Below are 22,160 nucleotides of genomic sequence, written 5' to 3' on the forward strand. Positions count from 1 at the left end.
GTTCGTGTCCCGGCGAGGTGGTGCCGCGGTTTCGTTGTGTGCCACGGGTGGGAACCGGTCCGCCGGCGGCACGCTCAGGCAGCTGCGGCCGGCCCTATCGGCGCCCGCCCTGTGCGGTGGTCACCGGCAGGTGTCGAGGACCCTGCTCACCCGTCGAACACCTCACCACCGGTCCACGCGGAGGAGTCCACAGCACCGCAGAGGGCTCGCTTGCCCCTGGAACCGGACTCGACTCCCGGCGCCGGCCACAGCGGTGCCGACGGCCTTTGCCGCGAACCGACGCGCCCCGGGGTGTCCAGTCCGGCTTCACCAGTCCTCTAGGGGGTGCTCCGACGATAAGGGCTCCGAGAGGGTCGCCGTCCGACAGCCCGGCACCGTTCGGAGGGAGGAGAACGCGCGCCGCGAACCGGTCGCGGAGCACGGAGGAGCCGGAACGTGTGCTCGGGACAGCGGACCGGCCAGGCCGGGCCCCGCCGCCGGAGAAGGCCGGCCGAAGCCACCGGCTCGCTCCAGGCGAGGGCCGCGCCCGATTCCGTCGTCCGGCAACGACCGGGCAACGCGGGTGACGAGGCCCCGACGCCCCGGCGGCACCCTGAATCTGGTTGCGAGGAGGCTCGAACATGACGTCCGGCCGTGCCCGGTTGCTCCGCGACATGGTGCGTATCCGCGTAGTGGAGGAAACGCTCGCCGACTACTACCGCGATGAGCAGCAGATGCGTACCCCCACGCACTTCTCGATCGGCCAAGAGGCGACCGCCGTAGGCGTCTGCGCCGCCACGACCAGTCAGGACTGGGTGTACACCGCCCACCGCTCCCACGCCCCCTACCTGGCCAAGGGGGGCGACCTCAAGGCCATGGTCGCCGAGCTGTACGGCAGGCAGGCCGGCTGCGCGCACGGCCGCGGTGGTTCCATCCACCTGGTCGACCGGGCGGTCGGCTTCGCGGGTTCGGCGGCCATCCTCGGCGAGATGATCCCGGTGGCCGTGGGAACCGCCTGGGCGTTTGCACGCAGCGGCCGACCGAGGGTCGCGCTCACCTTCTTCGGCGACGGTGCGACGGAAGAGGGCGTGTTCGCCGAGTCGCTGAACCTGGCGTCGGTGCGCCGGGCTCCGGTGGTCTTCGTCTGCGAAAACAACCTGTACTCCATCTCCTCGCCGATCAGCGCCCGGCAGGCCGCGGGCTCGACTGTCCGGGACCGTGCCCAAGCCGCCGGTGTCCCGGCCGTGCAGGTGGACGGCAACGACGTGTTCGCCGTGCACGACGCGGCGCAGCGAGCGCTGCGACATTGCCGGGAAGGCAACGGCCCGTACCTGCTGGAGCTCGCGACGTACCGGTGGCGGGAACACGTGGGCCCCGGCTTCGACCATGGCCACGACCACGGGTACCGCCCCGTGGAGGAGACGGAGGCGTGGATGGCGCGCTGCCCGATCGTGCGCGCCACCGAAACACTGCGTGAGCATGACCCTGGCATCGACCGGACGGTCGCCGAGTGGCGGGCGCAGTTCGGCGACGAGATCCAGCAGGCGGTCGCCTACGCCAAGGAGCAGCCGTTCCCCGACGTCGAAGCTCTGCTCGACGGTGCCTACCAGCCTGTGCCCCGCTGACACCGGTGCACTCGACGATGAGGACCAGCACACGTGCGCACTCTCACCTATTCACAGGCGATCAGCGAGGCCACCGTGCAGTGCATGGAGGCGGACGAGGGCATCTTCATCGCAGGGGAGGGGGTTGACGACATCAAGGGCACCTTCGGCACCACGAAGGACGCGTTCGCGCGGTTCGGCGCGCATCGCGTGATCGATGTGCCCAACTCCGAGAACGCCACGGCGGGGTTCGCGGTGGGTGCGGCGGCCTGCGGCCTGCGGCCCTTGCTGGTGCACACGCGCGCCGACTTCATGTTCCTGGCGCTGGACCCGCTGGTGAACCTGGCCGCCAAGTGGCGCTACATGTACGGCGGGGACAAGGGCGGGGTTCCCGTCGTCACACGAGGCGTGATCGGCCGCGGCTGGGGGCAGGGGGCGACCCACTCGCAGAGCCCGCACGCGACCTTCGCCCACTACGCGGGGCTGTATGTGGCGGCACCCGCGTCGCCCGCCGATGCCAAGGGACTGCTGGTCCAGGCGCTGACCGGCGACACGCCCGTCGTACTCCTGGAGAACCGCAACCTGTACCCGCTGACCGGTGAGGTTCCGGCGGAGGCCACCGGCATCCCCTTCGGCGTCGGCCGGGTCGCGCGACGCGGCGACGACGTGACCGTGGTCGCCACCTCCCTCATGGTGCACGAGGCGGAACGGGCGGCCGGTCAACTGGCCGAACGAGGCATCAGCGTGGAAGTGGTCGACGTGCGCAGCCTGCGGCCGCTGGACGACCGGATCATCTGCGAGTCGGTGGCCAGGACGGGGCGGCTGGTCGTGGCCGACACCAGCTGGGCACGGTACGGATTCAGCGCCGAAGTGGCGGCGGTGGTGGCCGAGCACATACCGGAAGCCCTGACGGCGCCGATCCGCCGGCTGACACTGCCGGACTGCCCTGCGCCGGTGTCCTGGCCGCTGGAGGAGGCGTTCCACCCCGGTGCCGACGGCATAGTGGCGGCATGCCTGCAACTGTGCGGTCAGGCGCCGGGAGACCTGCCCGCGCTGGCGGACGTCGCCGCGGGGTTCCAGGGACCGTACTGATCACCGCAGGCGGCCCCGGTACCGCTGCGCAGAGCGTCCGCGGCCGGCCCGGTGGGACACCGGGCCGGCCGCGTGACGTGCGCCCTCGGCCTCCCCGCCGGCGTCCTGACGGCCGGGCGAGGGACGGCCGTCACTCGCGCTCGCACTCGCACTCGCCGAGCAGAGCACGCGCAAGGTGGCGCTCGACCTCGCTGAGCGGAACCCCTCGAGGGACCTTCTCGGGATGCCCCGGACCGGGTTCGTCGAGAGGGCGGGCGGGGGGGACGTACACCCAGATGCTCCCCGCGGCGATCATCGCCCTTGCGACGGCACGCAGTAGTCGCGAGAGCATCATCGACGCCCCGGTGCGACGGGTGACGGAAGGGTGGCGCGGTCCTCGCCGTCGGCCCACAACCGGCTGAGTGAGGCGACGTCCAGATCGTGGCCCTCGGTCCACAGCCGGGCCACCGCGCCGAGCAGGGATCGGCGGTCCGCCGCCGGACCCCCGGGACGGGCCGGAAGCATCGGCACCACCGCGCTCGCCCCGCTCCGCACCGCGGGGTGCCGGCGCGCGAACGCGGTCAGCGTCTGGCGCGGTCCGGCCTCGACGAGCAGCATGTCCTCCGCGGCGAGCAACTGGTCGAGGGCGGGCCTGAAGTACACGGTGTCCGTGATCTGCCGAGCCCAGAACCGCGGGCTCAGCGCGTCCCGCTCGCTCATCAGTTCCCCGCTGTAGCCGGAGTAGAGCGCAAGGCGCGGGGGCCGGAACCCGATCCGGGTGTACTCCCGCTCGACGGCGTCGGCGGCCGGGGCCATCGCGGGAGAGTGGAAGGGGCTGGTCGCCGGTACTGCCACGACGGTGTGGCCGTCGGCTCGCAGCCGCTTCTCGACGGAGGACAGCTGTGCCGCGGGGCCGGCCAGCATGGTCTGCAGGCCGGCGTTGACCGCGGCGATGGCCACATCGTCGACCAGGTAGGGGCGCAGCCGAGCCTCGGACGCCGCGACCGCGAGCATTCCGCCGGCCGGGACGGACCGTGCGTGACGGACGCGCTCACACATCATCATGACGGCGTCCTCGAGGGACACGACGTCGGCGAAGGCGGCGGCCACGAGTTCGCCGGCACTGTGACCGAGCAGCGCCGTCGGACGGACTCCCCAACTCATGACCAACTTGCCGAGCGCGTAGTCCACGGCGAACAGCAGCGGCTGCGCGCGCCGGACGTCGTCGATGTCGACGACCGGTTTCCGTGGGGCGAGCCAGTCGGCGCGGACGGCGGCACCTTCGGCGCCCATGAGGCCCAGCACCGTGTCGACGGCCTCGGTGAAGACCGGCTCGTGCCCGTAGAGCCCGGCGGCCATCGCGGTGTGCTGTGAGCCCTGGCCCGGAAAGAGCAGGGCCACCGGGCGGGGCGTGCCGGCCGTGACCGCCCTGGCCGCGTCCAGCGCGGCGGTGGGGTCCTCGGCGCTGCACAGGGCGGCGGCCCGGACGGGGGCCGGGCCCGGGCCGCAGGGCACCACGGCGGGCAGGGCACGGAAGACGTCGTCCGTCATCCGGTCGACCACCGAGCGCAGTCGGGCACGGGTCCGTGTCTCGTCGCTCGCACGGCGGCCGGACCAGAGCAGCATCCGCGTGCTGTCGGCCACTGGCCCGTGCGACGAGCCGGGCCCCGACGCCGAGTGGTCCTGACGCGGCACCCGGCGCAGGGTCACCCGGCTGGCTCGGACGGGGCCGGGCCCACCGAGACCGGCCAGCAGCAGCGCCACGTCCTTGGTGCCGTCGGTGAGTGCGGCGTGCGCCAGCACCAGAGCCAGTACCGCCGACTCCGCGGTGCGCACGGTGACATCCTCGATGCCGGACGGGAGCGACGGCGAGGTATCGCCGGTCACCAGGAAGACGATGGTCCTGGAACGCGTCGGTGAACCGGTGAGGCCGAACGCGCCGAGTGCGGCGTCGATGCCGTGACGGCCCGCCGGCGGCTGTCCCGCCGGGGCCTCCCCGGGAACTGTCAGATCTCGTGTGACAACGGTCAGAGCTGTGCAGGGCAACTGTGTCTCCTGTCGTCGCATGGGCCGTGGACGGCCGGGGCGACCCACCGCGGTCGGGTGCTGGGCGTGCGCCCCGCTGATCAGCTGCCGGCCCGGGTGGCAGGAGAGGCAGAGCCCAGGCAGACAAGGCCTCCGGCCGTCCCCCGAGGCAGGCGCTCGGTGCGTCAGCCGGCCTGCGGCGTGTGCCCACTGGTGTTGATCAACGCCAGCAGGGCACGGGGCGTGTTCGCATCGGCGACCGCCTCGTCCGGCAGCCGGATGCCGTATTCGCGCTGGACCTGGCCGATGACCTGGAGCATGGCCAGAGAGTCGTAGCCGAGATCGTCGAAGGAGGCGTCCAGGACGTCTCCTTCGAGGTCGACGCCTTCCTCCTCCCCCGCGCTCTCCCGCAGCATCCGGATGAGGTCGGTCAGGGTTACCGTGGTCGTGGCGGACATGCCAGGGGTCCTCTCGTTCGGTGTCGGACGGTCAGTCGTCGGTACGGCGCAGTACGAGGGCTGCGTTGAAGCCCCCGTATCCGCGGGCCAGGACCAGAGCCGACCGCAGGGGGGTGTCACGGGGCTGACCAGTGACCAGATCGAGCCCGTAGGCGGGCGCGGGAGCCCGCACGTTGACGGTCGGCGGAATCACTCCCTCACACAGCGACAGCAACGCGGTGGCCACATCGAGGGCCGAGCCCCCGGCGAGCAGCCGGCCGGTCATGGTCTTGGGAGCGGTCACCGGCACTCCGCGCGGCCCGAACAGCCCGGTGATGGCCGCCGCCTCGGCCTGGTCCAGTTCCGGCACGCCCGCCGCGTCGGCGAAGACCACATCGATGCCCTGCGGGGTGAGGCCCGCATCCGCGATGGCGTTCTCGGCCGCCCGTCGCAGGCCGGGCGGCCGGCCGGTGCCGGGTGCCGGGTCCATGGTCGCCGCGTAGCCGGCGACCTCTCCGTAGACACGTGGAGCACTGCGTTTCCGGGCCGAGGCCGCGTCCTCGAGAACGACGACGGCACCTCCCTCACCGACGACGTACCCGGAGGCGTCCGCGGAGAAGGGCAGGTAGGCGCGGGCCGGGTCCGGCACGGTGCTCATGCGGCCGGTGGTGATGTGAGGCACCCATCCCCAGGGACACAGCGCCGCGTCCACGCCGCCGGACACGACGAGGGGTGTGCCCTTGCGGACCTGCCGCCGGGCGTGGCCGATGGCGTCGATGCCCCCCGCCTGTTCGGTGAGCAGGACTCCGCTCGGGCCGCGCATCTTGTGCCGGATGGAGATCTGGCCGGTGTTCACCGCGTAGAACCAGGCGAAGGACTGGTAGGCGCTGACGTACTCCTTGCCCTTGCTCCACAGGTTCTGCAGTTCCCGCTGGCCGAACTCGACGGCACCGCCGGAAGCGGCGGTCACCACGCCCATGCCGTACTCGGGAAGTTGCCGCGGGTCGGCATCGGCGTCGCCTATGGCCCAGTCGGCGGCGGCGAGTGCCAGCCGGGTCATGTGGTCCGTCTGCGGCATCAGCCGACTGGGTATGTGCTCCTCGGCGACGAAGCCCTTGACCTCACCGGCGAGTACAGACGGGTACTGGGACGGAACGAAGCGGGTCAGCGGGGCCAGACCGCTCTGTCCCGACAGGGTGGCCTTCCAGAACGCCGCCGTTCCGAGGCCGTTCGGCGCGGCGACACCGAGGCCGGTCACGACAGCGGCGGTCATGACCGCGCCCCTGGACGGGTGAGCAGCATGGCGCTCTGGAAACCGCCGAAGCCGCTGCCGACGCTGAGCACCACGTCTGCCTGCCGCTCGCGTGCCACCAACGGAATGTAGTCGAGGTCGAGTTCGGGGTCGGGTTCGTGCAGGTTGGCGGTGGGGGGCAGCACACCGTGCTCCATCGCCATCGCGCAGGCGACGATCTCCAGGGAGCCGATCGCACCCAGCGAGTGCCCGATCATCGACTTCACCGAGCTGATGGGCACGTGGTAGGCGTGGTCACCGAGACTGCGCTTGAACGCGCCGGTTTCGTGGCGGTCGTTCATCCGGGTGCCGGAGCCGTGAGCGTTGATGTAGCCGATGGCCTCAGGCGTGACGTGGGCTTCCTGCAAGGCGGCGTCGATGGCCTCGGCCATCTCGCGTCCGTCCGGCTTGAGACCCGTCATGTGGTAGGCGTTGCAACGGGCGGCGAACCCGGCGATCTCGGCATAGATGTGTGCCCCGCGCTTGCGCGCGCTCTCCCACTCCTCGAGGATCATGACCGCCGCGCCTTCCCCCAGCACCAGGCCGCCACGGGTGCGGTCGAAGGGCCGGCAGGCGCGTTCCGGTTCGTCGTTGTGCGGGGTGGTGGCGTGGATGGCGTCGAAGCAGGCGGAGGTGATGGGGGAGATCGGGGCCTCGGTGGCGCCGGCGACCATCACGTCGACACTTCCCTCGCGGATCAGTTCCACCGCGTGACCGACCGCGTCGAGCCCCGAAGTGCAGCCCGTCGACACCACGGCGGCAGGGCCTTCGGCCCCCACGACCCAGGCGACCTCGGCCGCCATCGTGTTGGGTACGAAGTGCCGGTACAGCTCCGGAACGGCGTACTCGTGGTCGACGTTCCACTTGCGTCCGCCGTCGCTGACGACGACGTACTCGCGCTCCAGGCTCGTGGTGCACCCCACGGCGCTGCCGATCGACGTGCCGATCCGGTCGGGGGCGAGGCGGCAGACGTCCAAGCCGCTGTCGGCGAGTGCCTCGCGGGTGCTCACCACGGCGAACTGCGCGGCCCTGTCCAGTCGGCGGATCTCCTGCGGCGTCAGGCCCGCCGACACCGGATCGAAGTCGCACTCGGCCGCGACCCGCGAGCGGAAGGGCGAAGGGTCGAAGAAGCTGATGGTGCGCGTGGCGGATCGGCCGGCGGTGAGGAGCTCCCAGTACTCCTTCACGCCGATGCCTCCCGGGGCGACTGTGCCCAGGCCCGTGATGGCGATTCTGCGCAAGGTCGTCACCTCGCTTCTGCGGGGACCGAGCGGCTTGGGGTTCGTGGGCCGCGACGAGCTGTGCCGGTCACTGTGACTCCCTCTCTCATCAAGGTGGTCCGATGGGCCAGCGGACGAGGCGTCGCAGGGTCTCTGTCTTCGCGCCCCGCCCGCTGGATCGGTCGGTGGTGCGCTCGTGACGTGCCACCGCTGTCGATCCGGTTCATCGTTCGGTGGCCCCCTAGACGAACACTTGTGCCGACATGGAGCGCGGCGCCGGGAGAGACGGGGCCGGGCCCGGGCGGGCCGCCGGCGCGGGGGCGCGGACGTGCCGGGGCACGCCCACGCCCCCGCGCGAGCGGATCGGTTCAGAGAGCCGCGACTTCCAGGTCCAGCGCCGGGTCACCGGCCAGTATCGACTGGTGCAGCCGCTGCAGCCGGGGGGAGGGCTCAATGCCCAACTCCTCGATGAGAGTGGCCCTCAGCTGCTGAAACGCCTGAAGAGCCCGCCAGGCGTTGCCGGAACGGTAGGCGGCCAGCATCAGCAGCGCACAGAAGTTCTCGTGCATGGGGTAACGGGCCGCCAGGACGGTCAGCTCCGGCACGAGTGCGGAGTGACGGGCCAGCCGCAGGTCCGCGGCGATACGCCGCTCGAGCACCGCCAGCCGGTCCTGGTCGATCCGCAGCACCTCCAGCTCCAGCACCCTTCCGACGCGCACGTCGACGAGAGCCGGCCCCCGCCACATGTCGAGGGCTGTACCGAGCAGTTCGGATGCCGCGTGGTCGTCGTGCGCGTCGAACGCGGCCTGTCCGGCGGAGGCACACTGCTCGTACTCCTGGGCGTCCACCTGCCCCGGAGGCAGATCGAGCAGATAGCCGCCGTGCCGGGTGACCAGGACGTCCTTGGCTCCCCGTTCGGTGTCGTCCGGGAGTGCCGCGGCGATTTTGCGGCGCAACTGCAGGATGTAGGTCTGTAGCGTGGTCGCCGCACTGCGCGGTACGGCCTCTCCCCAGATCTCCTCCATCAGCGTGGACACCGTGACGACCCGCCCTGCCTGGAAGGCGAGCACGGCGAGGATCTGTCTGGGCTTGGCCGCACTTGGCACCACCGAGATTCCGTGCTCGTCAGCGCTCAGCGGACCCAGCAGCTTGATCTCCATCTGCACTCCCCTCGCACACCGGTACGACAGTGGTGGAGCCTCGCACTCCGGGTGATCGGTGGCACAGTGAGGGACGCACGAGCGCCGTTGTGAATAAGTCATACCGGGCCTGTGAGAGCCGCACTACCCAGTGTCACAGGGGCACACGCAGAATCCCCACGTGGTGATGTGTCGATCGGAGACCACGGACGGCGGCCGGCGCCGCGGGATGCGCCCCCCCTGTGCCATCCCTTCACGTAGCGGTGCACCGCAGGAACCAGCCATGTTTCCCGTTACGCCGAGGAGGCGGCTGCCGCCCGGCCGCCCCTGGGGGGTTTCCTCCGGACCAGGTCGGATCGGGCGGCGCCGGCCGGTGCGGTGCGTCGCAGGGCGGAGGATTTCCGCCTACTGGGCGTACTCGGGTGACCCGGCAACGCGACGGGGTGCCGTGCGGGGCGTCGCGGCCCCGGGCGGATCCGGACCGGGGGAGGGACCGTCAAAGCCCCCGGGTGGGCGATCGACCGCACTGCTGGAGTGGGCTGTGCGGCGGGGGAGGCTGGTTTATGCACGTTTGAATCACTGACTGTGTTCGCGCGGATAGGTTCTGTTGTTTCAGGAGTGCTTCCTGTTTACCATGAGGTCCGATGTGCTGGTGACGTTTGCAATATGGCCAATAGTGCAAATGATCTCAGGTATACGGGGGACAGGTGGATTCCTTGTTTGGTGGTGAGACCTGTGGCAGGAGGCGGCTGGAACGCGCCCGCGCGGCTCTGCAATTCGCCCGCTCGTTGATCGTCGCCGTGGTGCTCAGTAGCGGTGTGCTGGCTTCGGTCGAAGTGGTGCGGGGTGCTTCCGGGACAAGTGAAATCGTCGCCTTTGTGCTGTGCGCGGTACCGCTGCTCGGTTTTCAAGCGGCTCTCCCTTTCCTTTCCTGCCAGCGATGGGAGCCGGTGCGCAGAATTTCTCTCTTCCTTTTGGTCGCGACAGCGACATACCTTGCCGTCGCGTTCGGAGGAGCGAATTGGATCGGGTTGACCGGGCCGCTGGCCGGTTCCGCGCTGCTATTGCTCACGGGAATAAGTGCCTGGGGCGCCTACGCCTTGGTCGTCGCCGAGGCACCCGCGCGCGCCGCGGTGCAAGGGTCGCCCATGCTGCCTCCCATCGGTTTCGCCCTGGCCGCCGGTCTCGGTGGACTCGTCGTCCTCGGTCTCGCCCGTCTCACCCATCTCGTCGCGGAGGCATGGGCCTCGCGAGCAGAGACGGCCCGCAGGGCTGTCGTGCGCGAACGGCTCCGGTTCTCCATGGACCTGCACGACTTGCTCGGTTACAGCCTTTCGTCGATCGCGTTGAAGAGCGAGCTGATCTACCGGCTGGTGCCCAGCCGGCCGGATCAGGCGCGCAAGGAGATCGACGAGGTGCTCGGCATATCCCGCCAGGCCCTGTCGGACGTGAGGCTGGTGGCGCGGCGTTACCGAGGCATGTCCCTGGAAAGCGAGGTGTCGTCCGTGGAGTCGGTACTGCACTCCCTCGGAGTCGTCACGTGTGTGGACATCCGGTGCGGGAGCCTGCCGCCCGCCGTGGACACCGTCCTGGCCACCGCGGTACGCGAGGGCGTGACCAACGCCCTCAGACACGCCCACGTCAAGCACCTCACGATCCGGGTGGTCGGCGAGCAGGGGAAGGTCCGGCTCGTGGTGGCCAACGACGGCGTCGTCGGTGGCGCTCCCGGACAGCGTTGTCCGGACGGCAGCGGTCTCCACAACCTGGCCAGCCGGTTCGATCTCGTCGGGGGCCGCATCGACGCGGGAGCGACGGATGACGGCTGGTTCCACCTGGTGGGCGAGGTGCCGCGGGTCGTCGCCCTGGAATCCGTTCGTCCGGCCTCCTGAGATCGGAGGACCACGTTGTCCGTCAGAGTCCTCATCGCCGAAGACGTCTCCATGCTGCGCGGAGCCCTGGTCGCCCTGCTGGAAATGGAATGGGACCTGGAAGTGGTGGCGGCGGTCGGACGCGGAGACCTGATCGTGCCGACCGCCCTCAGGACCCAGCCGGACGTCGCCGTCATCGACATCGGCCTCCCCGGGATCGACGGGCTGAGCGCCGCGACGGAACTCCATCGGCAACTGCCCGACTGCCGCACCATCATGCTGACCGGGCTGGGCCGCTCAGGCACACTGCGCCGTGCCCTGGACGCCAGGGTCTCCGGGTTCCTGCTCAAGGACTCCGAACCGCACCGGCTCGCCAACGCCATCCGTGCCGTCGCGGCGGGGCAGCGTGCCATCGATCCCGAGCTGGCACTGTCGGCCTGGGACGTACAGGACACGCCTCTGACCAGGCGTGAGCTGGAGGTGCTCAGGCTGGCGGCTCAAGGTGCGGAGGCGGAGGAGATCGCCGGGCGCCTGTACCTCTCCACGGGCACCGTCCGCAACTACCTGACCTCCATCGTGACCAAACTCAACGCCCGCAACCGGGTCGACGCCATCCGTATCGCCGAGCAGGCGGGGTGGATCCCCTGAGCGCCGGCCGGGTGAGCGGCGGACGGGGCGCCCGGGACGGCTCACGCGCCCCCGGCTCCGATGAGTTCCCGGACGTCACGCCCCACCTGCTGGTGGATGGCTTTGAGTTCGCCGCCGAGCAGGAGCCGACGCAACTCGCTGCGCTTCACCGTGCCGCCGGCCGTCCGGCGTATCGTCCCGGAGCGAACGAGGAACACTCCGCCCGGGGCGAGCCGGAACTCCTCGGTGAGGTGCTCCCGCACCGCGCTGACGAGAGCGGGGAGATCGATGTCGTAGTGGCTCTTTCCCCGCAGCTCCAGGACCACCACCACGTGCTCCTGCTCAGCACCGACGCCGAAGGCCGCGCACGCCCCGAAAAGATCGCTGACCTGGCGGACAGCACGTTCCAGATCCCCGGGGAACAGATGGCGGCCGGCCAGCACAACGGTGTCCTCGAGCCGTCCGGTCACATACAGACGCCCGCCGGACAGTGCGCCGAGGTCCCCGGTGCGCAGGAAGCCGTTCGTGCCGCCGGCGGTTCGGGCGTCGAACCTCTCCGCCGTCTCCCGAGGGCGGTTCCAGTAGCCGTGCGCGAGCGCCGGCCCCCGGACCCAGATCTCCCCGGTCCGTCCGTCCGGCAGGACGTCGAGAGTCACCGGATCGACGATGCGCAGGTCGGCACCGACGGGCATTCCGCAGTCCGCGAGGGCGCGCGTCGGGCGTCCGGGCACCGGGTCACGCAGCTCATGCTGTTCCAGCGCCGCCACGTCCACCGTGCGGTGGGCCGCCCGCCCACCCGGGCGGAAACCGGACACCAGCAGGGGCACCTCGGCCGGTCCGTAGCAGGCCCTGAGCGCGTCGGGCCGAAAGCCCGCCTGAGCGAACCGGTCGGCGAAGGCCCGCAGGGTCCCGGGCCGGACCAGCCCCGGCGCACACACGGCCGTCTCCCAGCCCGACAGGTCCAGCCCGGCCAGTTCCCGGTCACCGACCTGGCGCACACACAGGTCGTACGCCGTGCCCGGACCTCCGCTCACGCGCAGTCGGTGGGTCGAGACGGCTTCCAGCCAGGCCGCCGGCCGACGGTTGAACAGGCCCGGACTGAGCAGGACGCAGGTGCCTCCGAGCCACAGCGGGTGCAGGAGCTGTCCGACCAGGCCCATGCCGTGGTGGACTGGCAGCCAGCCGCCGATCCGGTCGCCCGGTCGCGTGTCCAGGGCCCGGGCGAGTGCGCACTGGCCGGCGAGCAGGTTCCGGTGGGTCAGGACCACGCCGCGGGGGTGTCGGGCGGAACCCGACGTGTACTGCACCAGCGCCGGTTCGCCGGCGTCGGCCGTCGGCGCGCGGAGTTCGTCCCCGTCCAGCACCGACTCCACCGACAGGCAGCTGATCCGGTCGTGGCCGTGACGGGCCAGCAGCACGGAGACGTCCGGAGCCGTCGCGGCGTCCGTGAGGACGACGCCGGCCGAGGCGTCCCTGGCGATACCGAGTACACGGTCCGCGTCATGTCGGCTCGCGCCCGGCACCGCGACGGGCACGGCGACCACGCCCGCGTACACGCAGGCGAGCAGGCTGACAGCGAAGAGCCGGGGAGAGGACTGCAGCACCAGCACGCGCCGGCCGACGGGACCGCGCTCCCGCAGCCAGCCCGCCAGCGCGGCAGCGCCGCGGTCGAGTTCACCGTAGGTCAGACGCTCGACCGGGACATCCGCGCTGCTCTCGCCGAGGGACACCAGCGCCTCCTGGTCGGGGGTCGTCGCGGCCCACTCACGGATCGTCTCGCCATACGGACGGTCGTTCTTCACCGTTCCCCCTAGAAGGCAACCGGGCCCGGAGGAAGGGCGTCGAGCCCGGTCACGCATCGGTGGTCTGGAACTGCCATCGTGCGGCGGAGGGCGGAAACGAGGTGTCCCGGGCGTTCCTGCCCGGCGCGCTATTCCACGTACTGGCCGGCCCGGAGCAGGGTCGCGGAGCTGTTGGCGTCGAGGGACCGACGGACCATGGCACGAGCCTCGGAGAGTTTCGTTCCGGGGCCCAGGACCCGTCGCACGCCCTCCGGGTCGAGCACGACCGTGTGCCAGGAGGTGGCACGCACCATGGGCGCACCGGACTCGTCCGGGACGGAATCCACGACCCACCTCCCCGTGTGGCCGGTCATCACCGGGGGTGGCGTCGTCTGCTTGTACACGATCAGCCCCCGGTCGGGAAAGCAGAGCCTGACCGAGGACGTCGTGTGCACGGAACCGTCCGGACCGTAGGTGTCCATGGTCATGTGCTGCACGCCCGGCTCGTCCTCGCGCAGCTCGAGCCGGGCGACGTGGGGAAGACGGTCCGGCCACGACTCGGCCCGCGCCAGGAAGTCGAACACGTCCCGCGGGTCGCCGCTGATGTCCTGGTGGGTGCTGAAGGTGAACCTCGACTGCGTGAAGTCGGCGAACCGCTCCCCTGTGGTCTTCAGCGCGCGCAGCTCCGCGGTGCTGTTGGTGTGCAGGGCGGTCTCGATCAGGCGTAGAGCCTCGGGGGCGTCGTCGACGGCCCGGTAGTCGTGCAGCAGCGTCACCCGGCAGCCGTCCGCGGTCTCTTCGATCCGCCACGTGCCGCCCATCGACGCCACCGGCGGGGCGGACACCACCTGACGGAACGTCACCGTGCGGGTCGAGGGATCGAGGGTCCGACGGGAGGTCCAGTTCCGCACCCGGCCGTTCGCGAACGCCCAGATCCGCAGCAACTGGTGCCGGTCGGTCTCCTCCAGCACCTCGGCGTGGACCGTCGGACCGAAGACGTCGGGCCAGCCCCCCACGTCGGCGACGAGATCGTAGACGTCTGCGGCAGGTGCCGCGACGGTGACACTGTGCTCCGTGACATGGGTCGTTGCCGCACTGTTCCGCACCACAGGACGTTCCTCTCAGCAGGGCCGCCGCAGCGGCGTCTTCCGGGGTCGGGACCGGGCGTGCGCTGGACCGGACGTCAGCCGGCGGCCCACGCCGGACGGTCGAGGATGTCGACCACCGCGCAACCCCAGCTGTATCCCGCGCCCACCGACATCAGGACGCAGCGGTCTCCGGGCGCGGCCAGGCCGGACACGACGAGCCGGTCCAGGCTCGCGAACTGGTCGCCGGCGCCCAGGTGGCCGACCGTCCGGCTCCAGTCCCACGTGGTGCGGTCCGGATCGATACCGAACGGCCTGTAGTAGATGGACTGCAGCCGACGGCGGCCGAAGTGCGGAAGGATCACCCACGCAGCGTCGGCGAGTTCCATCCCGGCGTCCGCCAATGCCTCCTTGACGACGCTGTACTGCCCCGCGCCGCTGCGGGCGACCGCGTACGAGATACCCATGCGCTCGACGAAGGAGCGCTTGGCCGCGTCGAAGTCGACGGGCATGCCGTGGGTGAACGGCGCCGGTGAGAACGGGGTGTCGCCACGATGCAGGGGCTCGAGTTCGGAGTCGGCGAACAACGCCAGCGACGACACCGAGGCGAACCCGCCGCGCCGGGAGAGCACCAGTGCGGTACCTCCGTCGGCGTACGGCGTGCCGGGGTCGGTGCGCCAGCGGTCGATGCCGGGCGGGCAGAACCGGTCGGCGGTGGTCAACAGGGCCTCGCGGCGGCCGGGCGCCGACTTCAGGTACGCGGCGGCCAGGTCGAGCGCGGCCAGTCCGCCGTTGGACATCTGCCGGATCTCCAGGGCGGGGCACGTGTTGCGGAGCGTCTCACGCTGGATGTAGGAGGCCACCGGCCACAGGTCCTGGCCCTGGTGGTAGGTGTCGGCGTGCAGGATCAGGTCGATGTCGTCCGCCTGCGCCCCGGCGCGGTCCAGGGCGCAGCCGGCGGCCGCGACCGCCATCTCCGCCGCCGACTCGCCGGGTGAGTACGCCACCGAGACGACGCCGGTGGTGTCGGCGGTCCGCGGCGGGCACTCGCCCGCGGCGACCGCGTCGCTCACCCGCAGCCCGGCCGGGAGCCGGACCCCGGTGGCCCGTATGTAGATGCCTTCCACACGCATGGTCATTCCGTCCTGGGACTCGGTCCGTCAGTGCGCCGTGGCGGTCGGCTCGTGGCCGGGGGCGTGCGCTTCAGCGGCGTGGCCGTCGTCCGGGGCCAGCAGGTACCGCACGGCGTCCATCAGCGCCTGGAGGAAGGCGGAATCGGCGTCACCGTCCACCCCCACGGTGTTCAGCCGGCCGAGGCCGTCCGTGAACGAGGCCAGCACCCGGGCCGTCACCCTGCCGCCGGACCCGCTGGCCGGAAGGCGGACCTGGTACTCGGCCAGCCGCAGCCGCCGCAGCCGGGGGAACCACGGGTCGAGGGCCCGGTGCACGGCCCGGTCGAGGGCGTCGGCCGGACTGCCGCCTGCGCCGTCGCCCTCGACCGGCACGCCGTTCACGCGCAGCCGCACCGAGGCACGGGACCGCGCCCGGCCGGCGCCGCCCACCCCCGTGCCGACGTGCCAGGAGAGGACGTCGACGGACGGCACACCGCGGTCCCCGGACAGCTCCGCACGCAGCAGCAACTCGAAGGAGGCGTCCGCTGATTCGAAGCTGTAGCCGCGGTGCTCCAGCTCCTTGACCCTCGCGGCCAGCCGTGCGACAGCCTCCCCCGCGGTGGCGACGTCGTAGCCCAGCTCCCGGGCCTTGAGCAGGACCGATGACCGGCCGCCCAGGTCTGACACCAGCGTGCGCATGGCATTGCCGACGTCATGGGGGTCGATGTGCTGGTACAGCTCACTGTTCACCCGCAGCGCGGAGGCATGCAGGCCGGCCTTGTGGGTGAAGGCCGACCTTCCCACGTACGGGACGCCTTCGGCCGGGAAGCGTCCCGTGATCTCGGCGATGGCACGGCCCACGGCGACCATGCCGCCCAACCGGCCGGGTGGCAGGGCCGGCACGCCGCGCTTGAGGATCAGGTTCGCGGCGAGCGTGAGGAGATTGGCGTTGCCGCATCGCTCGCCGTAGCCGTGCACCGTGCCCTGGACGTGGCGGGCTCCGCAGGCCACCGCCGCCATGGTGTTGGCGACCGCGCACCCGGAATCGTCGTGGCAGTGGATGCCGAGCGGCACCCCCGTGGCCTGGAGCGTGTCGGTCACCACCTCGCCCACCTCGTCCGGCAGCGAACCGCCGTTGGTGTCGCACAGCACGACGGTCTCGGCCCCGGCCTCCGCGGCGGTGCGCACCACTTCCAGGGCGTAGGCGCGGTTGGCCCGGTGGCCGTCGAAGAAGTGCTCCGCGTCGAGGAAGACCCTGCGGCCGGCGTGAACCAGATGCCGCACGGTGTTGCCGATCGCCGCGAGGTTCTCGGCCAGGGTGGTCCTGAGGGCCAGTTCCACATGCCGGGGATGGCTCTTGGCCACCAGGGTCACCACCGGGGTTCCGGCAGCGAGGATCGCCCGCACCTGCGGGTCGGTCGCGGCCGAGGTCTCGGGTCTGCGGGTGGCACCGAACGCCACCAGTACGGCGTTGTCCAGGCGTAACTCGGTGGCCGCACGCCGGAAGAACTCCGTGTCCTTCGGTACTGCTCCCGGCCAGCCACCCTCGATGAACCCCACACCCAGTGTGTCCAGGCAGCGCGCCACGGCGAGCTTGTCGTCCACCGACAGCACGAGCCCCTCCTGCTGCGTCCCGTCCCGCAGGGTCGTGTCGTAGAGCTGGAAGTCCTGTCCTGCCATCTGCCCCTCCTCCGGAGCCGGTTGGGTACCAGGTGGTGTCGGCTGTGACGCGAAGCGTGCGGCCGGGTGCTCGCATCGCGCTCAAGAGCGGCTGGGCGCCTCCCGTCGGACGCCGTCGTGGGGCTCGCGGGCGGCGCCGGACGACAGCAGCCGCTCGATCTCCTCCTCGGTCCACCCGGACTCGGCCAGGACCTCGCGCGTGTGCCGGCCGGCGACCGGGACCGGTCCGGGCCGGGGCGGCCGGATCCCCTCGTACCGCGGCGCGGGGGCGGGCCGGAGGGCAGGGCCGTCCCCCAGGAACGTGCCGCGGGTCCGCAGGTGCGGATGACGCGCCGCCTCCTCGAGGTTCAGCACCGGGGTCACGCAGGCGTCGGTGCCCGCGAAGGCGGCCGCCCACTCGTCGCGGGTACGCCGGGCGAAGCGGTCCGCGAACGCCGACCGCAACACGTCCCAGTTGTCGCGCTCCCACCGGTCCGGCAACCGGTCTGGGTCCAGTCCCAGACCCCGTACCAGGGCCGCGAAGAACCGGTCCTCGAGGGCTCCCACGGCGACGTACCTCCCGTCGCGGCAGGGGTACACGCAGTAGAACGGCGCTCCGCCGTCGAGCAGGTTGCCGCCTCTGGCGGACTGCCACTGGCCGCTGCCCGACATGCCCAGCAGCATGCTCATGAGCAGTGCCGTGCCGTCCACGATGGCCGCGTCCACCACCCGGCCCCGGCCCGTCCGCCGCTGCTCCAGCACAGCCGCGAGGATGCCGCCGAAGAGCAGCATGCCGCCGCCGGCGAAGTCGCCCAGCAGGTTGACCGGAGGAACGGGCGGCCCCCCGGCCGGACCGATCGCGTGCAAGGCGCCCGTCAGCGCGATGTAGTTGATGTCGTGCCCCGGTGTCCGGGCCAGCGGCCCGTGTTGCCCCCACCCGGTCATGCGGGCGTAGACAAGGGAGGGATTGCGGTCATGGCACGGGTGCGGCCCGATGCCGAGACGCTCGGCCACTCCCGGGCGGAACCCCTCGACGAGGACGTCGCACCGTTCCGCCAGCCGCAGCGCGACCCGCACCGCATCGGGATTCTTCAGATCGAGAGCCAGCGAGCGGCGCCCCCGGTCCAGCACCCGGTGCCACTCGGCGAAGGGGCGGTCACCGTCGGCCCGCTCGACCCGGATCACCTCGGCCCCCAGATCAGCCAGCAGCATGCAGGCGAAGGGTGCCGGGCCGATGCCGGTCAGCTCCAGTACGCGCAGCCCGGACAGCGGTCCCGTGCTTGCGTCCGCCTCCGGTCCTGGGGGTGGGTGACCACACGTTGCTGACATTGCACGCTCCGTCGATCGGCGACACGGCCGTGGTTCAGCCTCCACCACACCGGTCAAGAGCGGCTCGAACGCGACACGTCCTCGTGCGCGCGGTCCACCCGAGGTCCAGACGGCCACAACCGCGGTGACCCACGCTGGCCGCCCGGCCGTCTTCGGCTCACGGGGCATGAGCCGCCGGTCCGCTCTCAACCGACTGTTTCGAGGAGGAACCATGCCGGACCGAACCTTCGCGGGCCGTACCGTCGTCGTCACCGGTGGTGGCACGGGCATCGGCCGTGCCACCGCACTGGCTTTCGCCGCGCAGGGCGCCACCACCGTGATCGTCTGTGGCCGCCGCAAGGAGCGTCTGGACCAGGTCGCGGCCGAGCACCCGGCCGTGGTGGCGGTGGCCGCCGACGTGACGAGCGAATCGGGGGCGCAGGCGCTGGCCGACGAGGTGCGGGCCCGCGGCGGCGCGCTGGACGTCCTGGTGCACAACGCCGGTGTCTTCCGTTTCACACCGCTCGCCGCGCTTGGACCGGACACCGTGAGGGAGGTGCTGGACACCAACCTCCTGGGACCGTTGCTCGTCACCGGGCACCTGCTGCCGTACCTGCTCGCGCAGCGGGGAAGCATCGTCCTGGTCTCCAGCCGGGCCGGCCACAACCCCGGGCCCGGAAGCTCGGTGTACGCGGCGAGCAAGGCGGGCGTGCACAGCCTGACCCGCAGTTGGGCGGCGGAGCTCGCCCCGCACGGGGTCCGGGTCAACGCGGTGGCCCCCGGCTTCGTACGCACCGAGGCGTACGAGGCCAACGGCATGACACCGCAGCAGGTGGCGGGGCTGTTCGACGCGGTCACCTCCGGCATTCCGCTGGGGAGGGTGGCGGACGTCGACGACATCACCCCGTGGATCACGCGGCTGGCCGACCCGGCGTCGTCGTTGGTCACCGGCCAGGTCATCACCGTCGACGGGGGCATGGACACGGGCTCGGACCAGGCCGGCCAGGACCGCTGAGAGCGGAGCGCGCCGGAAGCCTGTGCGCCCTTCCGCTCCGGTGCGCTGCCCTTGGAGGACACTGCCCGTCCTCAATGGCACCTACTGTCGCTCACGAGGCTCCAACACCACCGTGAGCAGGGAGACATGCGATGAGGTTCACGCTCCGTCCCGCGGCAGACGCAACGTCAGTGCCGAAGTCGGCGGTCGCCCGGATACGCCGGTCGGCCGTGGCCGTGGTCATGGCGGCGAGCCTCATGGACCTGGTCGACCTCTCCGTGGTCAACGTGGCCCTGCCGAGCATCAGGACCGGCATCGGCGTCCCCTACGACGTGCTCCCTTGGATAACCGGCGGTTACGCCCTCGCGTTCGCCGTCGTCCTCGCGCCCGGCACTCGGCTGGGCGGCGTTCACGGCCGTCGGAGGGTGTTCCTCATCGGCATGGGGGCCTTCACGGCCGCGTCCGCGCTCGGCGGGATCGCGCCGAGCTACGAGATGCTGGTGGCCGCGCGGGTGGCGCAGGGTGCGGCGGCCGCGCTCATGGTTCCCCAGGTGCCCTTCATCATCGACGCCGTGTTCCCCGCCGGCGGCCAGAGGAAGGCCGCGGCCCTCTTCGGCGCGGCGATCGGGCTGGGCTCGGTGGCCGGCCCGCTGGTCGGCGCCGCTCTCCTGGAGAGCGACCCGTTCGGCCTCGGCTGGCGCTCGGTGTTCCTGGTCAACCTGCCGATCGGGCTCGCGGGTCTGGTACTCGGCGGCCTGTGCATCGTCGAGTGCCGGGACCACCCGACCCCTGCACCGGGCTGGCCGGGGACGGCCATGGCCGCCCTCTTCGCCATCCGGAGCTACGCCGTCGGCATCGGGATCGAACTCGTCTACGGCACCCTGGGCGGCATCTACTTCCTCGCCTGGTGCTTCCACATGCAGGCCGGGCTCGGCTGGTCCCCGTTGCGGGCCGCTCTGTGCATGCTGCTCTTCGGAGCGGCGGTGGCCGTCTTCGCCGGACTGTCACGCGACGCGCTCTTCCCGAGGCACGGGCGGAAGGTGCTCCAGGCCGGAGCGCTCACGCAGTTGACCGGGGCGCTGCTGTACGGCTGGCAGACGCAGCACTACGGCACGGACATCCAGCCCTGGCAGATTCTGCCGGCACTGGTACTGCTCGGCGGCGGCATGGGCCTGACGGTCGCACCGCTGTCGACGGTGCTGCTGGCGGAGGTTTCACGCGAGCACCTGCGCTCCGCGGCGGGGCTCGGAAACACGACCTATCAGCTGGGGGCGGCGCTGGGGATGAGCCTGGTCCCGGTGGCCTTCTTCGGGCTGCTGGACACCGGACATCCGGTCTCCGCGGCCTTCTCCCACACTCTGCGGTGGATCGCCTGTCTGCTCACGACGGCCTTCCTGCTCACGTTCGCGCTGCCCCGGCACCCCCGGCGGTATCCGTCGAACGGGTCACGGACGGGCGCGGCGGCGGGCGGCACGTCCACGGCCGTCTGAGCCACCGCGCGCGGCCGCAGAGGCCCGGCTCGCCCACAGACCACCCCACGGAAGGAGAACGATGAGCACGCAGAACGTTCCGCAGGTACCGAAGACGGCTCGGGAGGTCCGGCTCACCGAACAGCTGGAGGGTGAGCTGACCCTCGGCCACTTCGACATCGTGGAGACGCCGGTCCGGCAGCCGGACGCGGGAGAGGTGCTCGTCCGCACCGATTACCTGTCCCTGGCGGCAGCCTACGCGGACCTCATGCGGCCCGGCTGCCAGCTGCCGGTTCCCCCCTTCCTGGCGGGCGAACGCATCGGTGGCGGGGTGCTGGGCACCGTGGTGCGGTCCGCCAGCGACAAACTGGCCGTCGGAGACCTGGTCCATTCCATGAGCGGCTGGTCGGAGTACTCGACGGGCCCCGCCGAGGCGTACGCCAACCTCCCCGCGGACCTGTTCCCGAGCCCTGTGTACTTCCTGAGCCAGGGCCCCACCGCCTACTACGGGATGGCTGACATCGCCCGGGCCGGCGAGGGGGACGTCGTCTTCGTCTCCGGCGCCGCGGGCGGGGTCGGGTCCCTCGCGGGGCAGATCGCCAAGTGCCGCGGGGCCGCCCGGGTGATCGGCAGCGCCGGCAGCAAGGAGAAGGCCGACTACCTGGTCGACGAACTCGGCTACGACGCCGCCTTCGACTACCACGACGGGCCCGTCGTCGACCGCCTGCGAGAACTCGCGCCCGACGGGATCAACGTGTTCTTCGACAACGTCGGCGGAGAGCAGTTCGAGGCCGCGGTCCAGGTGGCGGCCCCGCACGCGCGCTTCGCTCTGTGCGGAGCGCTGGCGGGCCAGATCGGGGGCGGTCAGGCCGGTCACCCGAGGCTCGACCTCATGCGGGCCATCACCAGGCACCTGGAGATCAGGCCCTTCGCCTGCTACCACACGCCCGAGCAGATCAACGCCTGGTACGAACACTTCGCGCGGTGGCACCACGAGGGCCGCTTCGTCTTCCCGCACACCACGGTCCAGGGCGGCCTCGCCCAGGCTCCTGCGGCGATGCTCGCGCTGCTGAACGGCAGCTACCGGGGCAACGTCGCCGTGCGGATCACATCCGGCTGACGGCACGACGACGGTGGCGGGTGCCGCCCGGCACCCGCCACCCCATGTCATCTCGCGCTCAGGACCCGACGCGGGTCGCGCGGATCTCCACCGGCACGGCCCTGGTCAGCCGGCCGTCGACGTCGTAGACCCGGGATGTCCCCCGGCTGGTGAAGGACTGGCCGCTCTGGCTCGCGTGCTGCTCGATGTCCACCCACCCGACGCAGGCTCCGCGGTCGTCGAGGACCGGCTCCGTGATACGGAACAGGAAGCCACCCGGCCCGAGCGACGACCAGCGCCCGGCACCGATCCCGCCCGCGGTGAGCAGCGCGTGTCCATGGGCCGTGAAGCAGAACGAGCCAACCGATTCACCTCCCGGTCTGCTCACCCGA

General features: G+C 71.5%; 19 protein-coding genes. 7 read left to right on the plus strand and 12 right to left on the minus strand.

Features of this window, described 5'->3' with window-relative positions:
• The first annotated feature begins 620 nt into the window (after positions 1-620).
• Together ACZ5DC_RS02610 and ACZ5DC_RS02615 are read left to right on the plus strand one after the other, a co-directional pair.
• Positions 621-1,604, plus strand: coding sequence for a thiamine pyrophosphate-dependent dehydrogenase E1 component subunit alpha (locus ACZ5DC_RS02610; protein ID WP_468648634.1), 984 nt, complete (start codon positions 621-623; stop codon positions 1,602-1,604).
• A 33-nt stretch (positions 1,605-1,637) separates the two neighbouring features.
• Positions 1,638-2,675, plus strand: a complete 1,038-nt coding sequence (locus ACZ5DC_RS02615) for an alpha-ketoacid dehydrogenase subunit beta (protein WP_468648636.1) — start codon at positions 1,638-1,640, stop codon at positions 2,673-2,675.
• 130 nt (positions 2,676-2,805) lie between these two features.
• Here the strand turns inward: ACZ5DC_RS02615 and ACZ5DC_RS02620 are convergent, their stop codons facing one another.
• From ACZ5DC_RS02620 to ACZ5DC_RS02645, 6 genes are all read right to left on the minus strand, one after another.
• A complete protein-coding gene (locus ACZ5DC_RS02620; protein WP_468648638.1) occupies positions 2,806-3,009 on the minus strand; it encodes a DUF6059 family protein in 204 nt (67 codons plus the stop codon).
• A complete protein-coding gene (locus tag ACZ5DC_RS02625) occupies positions 3,006-4,541 on the minus strand; it encodes an acyltransferase domain-containing protein (protein WP_468648640.1) in 1,536 nt (511 codons plus the stop codon). The genes ACZ5DC_RS02620 and ACZ5DC_RS02625 overlap by 4 nt, the downstream gene beginning before the upstream one ends.
• A gap of 323 nt (positions 4,542-4,864) precedes the next feature.
• Entirely contained in the window at positions 4,865-5,137 is a 273-nt protein-coding gene (locus ACZ5DC_RS02630; RefSeq protein ID WP_468648642.1) for an acyl carrier protein, read from the minus strand.
• 31 nt (positions 5,138-5,168) lie between these two features.
• The gene (locus ACZ5DC_RS02635; RefSeq protein WP_468648644.1) at positions 5,169-6,389 is read right to left on the minus strand and encodes a ketosynthase chain-length factor; all 1,221 of its coding nucleotides are present in this window, start codon (positions 6,387-6,389) and stop codon (positions 5,169-5,171) included.
• Positions 6,386-7,648 (minus strand): beta-ketoacyl-[acyl-carrier-protein] synthase family protein, encoded by a 1,263-nt coding sequence (locus ACZ5DC_RS02640; protein WP_468648646.1) that lies wholly within the window; start codon positions 7,646-7,648, stop codon positions 6,386-6,388. Before ACZ5DC_RS02640 ends, ACZ5DC_RS02635 begins: the two co-directional genes overlap by 4 nt.
• Before the next feature lie 347 nt (positions 7,649-7,995).
• Positions 7,996-8,787 (minus strand): AfsR/SARP family transcriptional regulator, encoded by a 792-nt coding sequence (locus ACZ5DC_RS02645; RefSeq protein ID WP_468648648.1) that lies wholly within the window; start codon positions 8,785-8,787, stop codon positions 7,996-7,998.
• 686 nt (positions 8,788-9,473) lie between these two features.
• Between ACZ5DC_RS02645 and ACZ5DC_RS02650 the strand changes: the two genes are divergently transcribed.
• Both ACZ5DC_RS02650 and ACZ5DC_RS02655 read left to right on the plus strand, forming a co-directional pair.
• Complete coding sequence (locus ACZ5DC_RS02650) at positions 9,474-10,655, plus strand: sensor histidine kinase (RefSeq protein ID WP_468648650.1); 1,182 nt, start codon at positions 9,474-9,476, stop codon at positions 10,653-10,655.
• A 15-nt stretch (positions 10,656-10,670) separates the two neighbouring features.
• A complete protein-coding gene (locus tag ACZ5DC_RS02655; protein WP_468648652.1) occupies positions 10,671-11,282 on the plus strand; it encodes a response regulator transcription factor in 612 nt (203 codons plus the stop codon).
• 41 nt (positions 11,283-11,323) lie between these two features.
• Here ACZ5DC_RS02655 and ACZ5DC_RS02660 read toward each other — a convergent pair whose 3' ends face one another.
• The 5 genes from ACZ5DC_RS02660 to ACZ5DC_RS02680 all read right to left on the minus strand — a co-directional run bounded on the left by ACZ5DC_RS02660 (position 11,324) and on the right by ACZ5DC_RS02680 (position 18,227).
• Positions 11,324-13,063, minus strand: a complete 1,740-nt coding sequence (locus tag ACZ5DC_RS02660; protein WP_468648654.1) for an AMP-binding protein — start codon at positions 13,061-13,063, stop codon at positions 11,324-11,326.
• Positions 13,064-13,191: 128 nt separating this feature from the next.
• Positions 13,192-14,151, minus strand: coding sequence for an aromatase/cyclase (locus ACZ5DC_RS02665; RefSeq protein ID WP_468648656.1), 960 nt, complete (start codon positions 14,149-14,151; stop codon positions 13,192-13,194).
• A gap of 74 nt (positions 14,152-14,225) precedes the next feature.
• Positions 14,226-15,260: a ketoacyl-ACP synthase III family protein gene (locus ACZ5DC_RS02670; protein WP_468648658.1), complete on the minus strand. Its 1,035-nt coding sequence runs from the start codon at positions 15,258-15,260 to the stop codon at positions 14,226-14,228.
• Between the two features lie 27 nt (positions 15,261-15,287).
• The gene (gene cimA / locus ACZ5DC_RS02675) at positions 15,288-16,919 is read right to left on the minus strand and encodes a citramalate synthase (RefSeq protein ID WP_468648660.1); all 1,632 of its coding nucleotides are present in this window, start codon (positions 16,917-16,919) and stop codon (positions 15,288-15,290) included.
• A gap of 81 nt (positions 16,920-17,000) precedes the next feature.
• Positions 17,001-18,227: a CaiB/BaiF CoA transferase family protein gene (locus ACZ5DC_RS02680; protein ID WP_468648662.1), complete on the minus strand. Its 1,227-nt coding sequence runs from the start codon at positions 18,225-18,227 to the stop codon at positions 17,001-17,003.
• Between the two features lie 211 nt (positions 18,228-18,438).
• Here ACZ5DC_RS02680 and ACZ5DC_RS02685 point away from each other — a divergent pair, with 211 nt between their 5' ends.
• The 3 genes from ACZ5DC_RS02685 (at position 18,439) to ACZ5DC_RS02695 (ending at position 21,789) form a co-directional block, all read left to right on the plus strand.
• Positions 18,439-19,221 carry an SDR family NAD(P)-dependent oxidoreductase gene (locus ACZ5DC_RS02685; protein ID WP_468648664.1) on the plus strand — a complete coding sequence of 261 codons (783 nt, stop codon included), beginning with the start codon at positions 18,439-18,441 and terminating at the stop codon, positions 19,219-19,221.
• Positions 19,222-19,391: 170 nt separating this feature from the next.
• The gene (locus tag ACZ5DC_RS02690) at positions 19,392-20,690 is read left to right on the plus strand and encodes an MFS transporter (RefSeq protein ID WP_468648666.1); all 1,299 of its coding nucleotides are present in this window, start codon (positions 19,392-19,394) and stop codon (positions 20,688-20,690) included.
• A gap of 61 nt (positions 20,691-20,751) precedes the next feature.
• The gene (locus ACZ5DC_RS02695) at positions 20,752-21,789 is read left to right on the plus strand and encodes a zinc-binding dehydrogenase (RefSeq protein WP_468648668.1); all 1,038 of its coding nucleotides are present in this window, start codon (positions 20,752-20,754) and stop codon (positions 21,787-21,789) included.
• Positions 21,790-21,847: 58 nt separating this feature from the next.
• On the opposite strand, the gene ACZ5DC_RS02700 is transcribed toward ACZ5DC_RS02695, so the two are convergent.
• Entirely contained in the window at positions 21,848-22,156 is a 309-nt protein-coding gene (locus ACZ5DC_RS02700) for a hypothetical protein (RefSeq protein ID WP_468648670.1), read from the minus strand.
• Positions 22,157-22,160 lie beyond the last annotated feature (4 nt).

Source organism: Streptomyces sp. NPDC031445 (assembly GCF_055581365.1).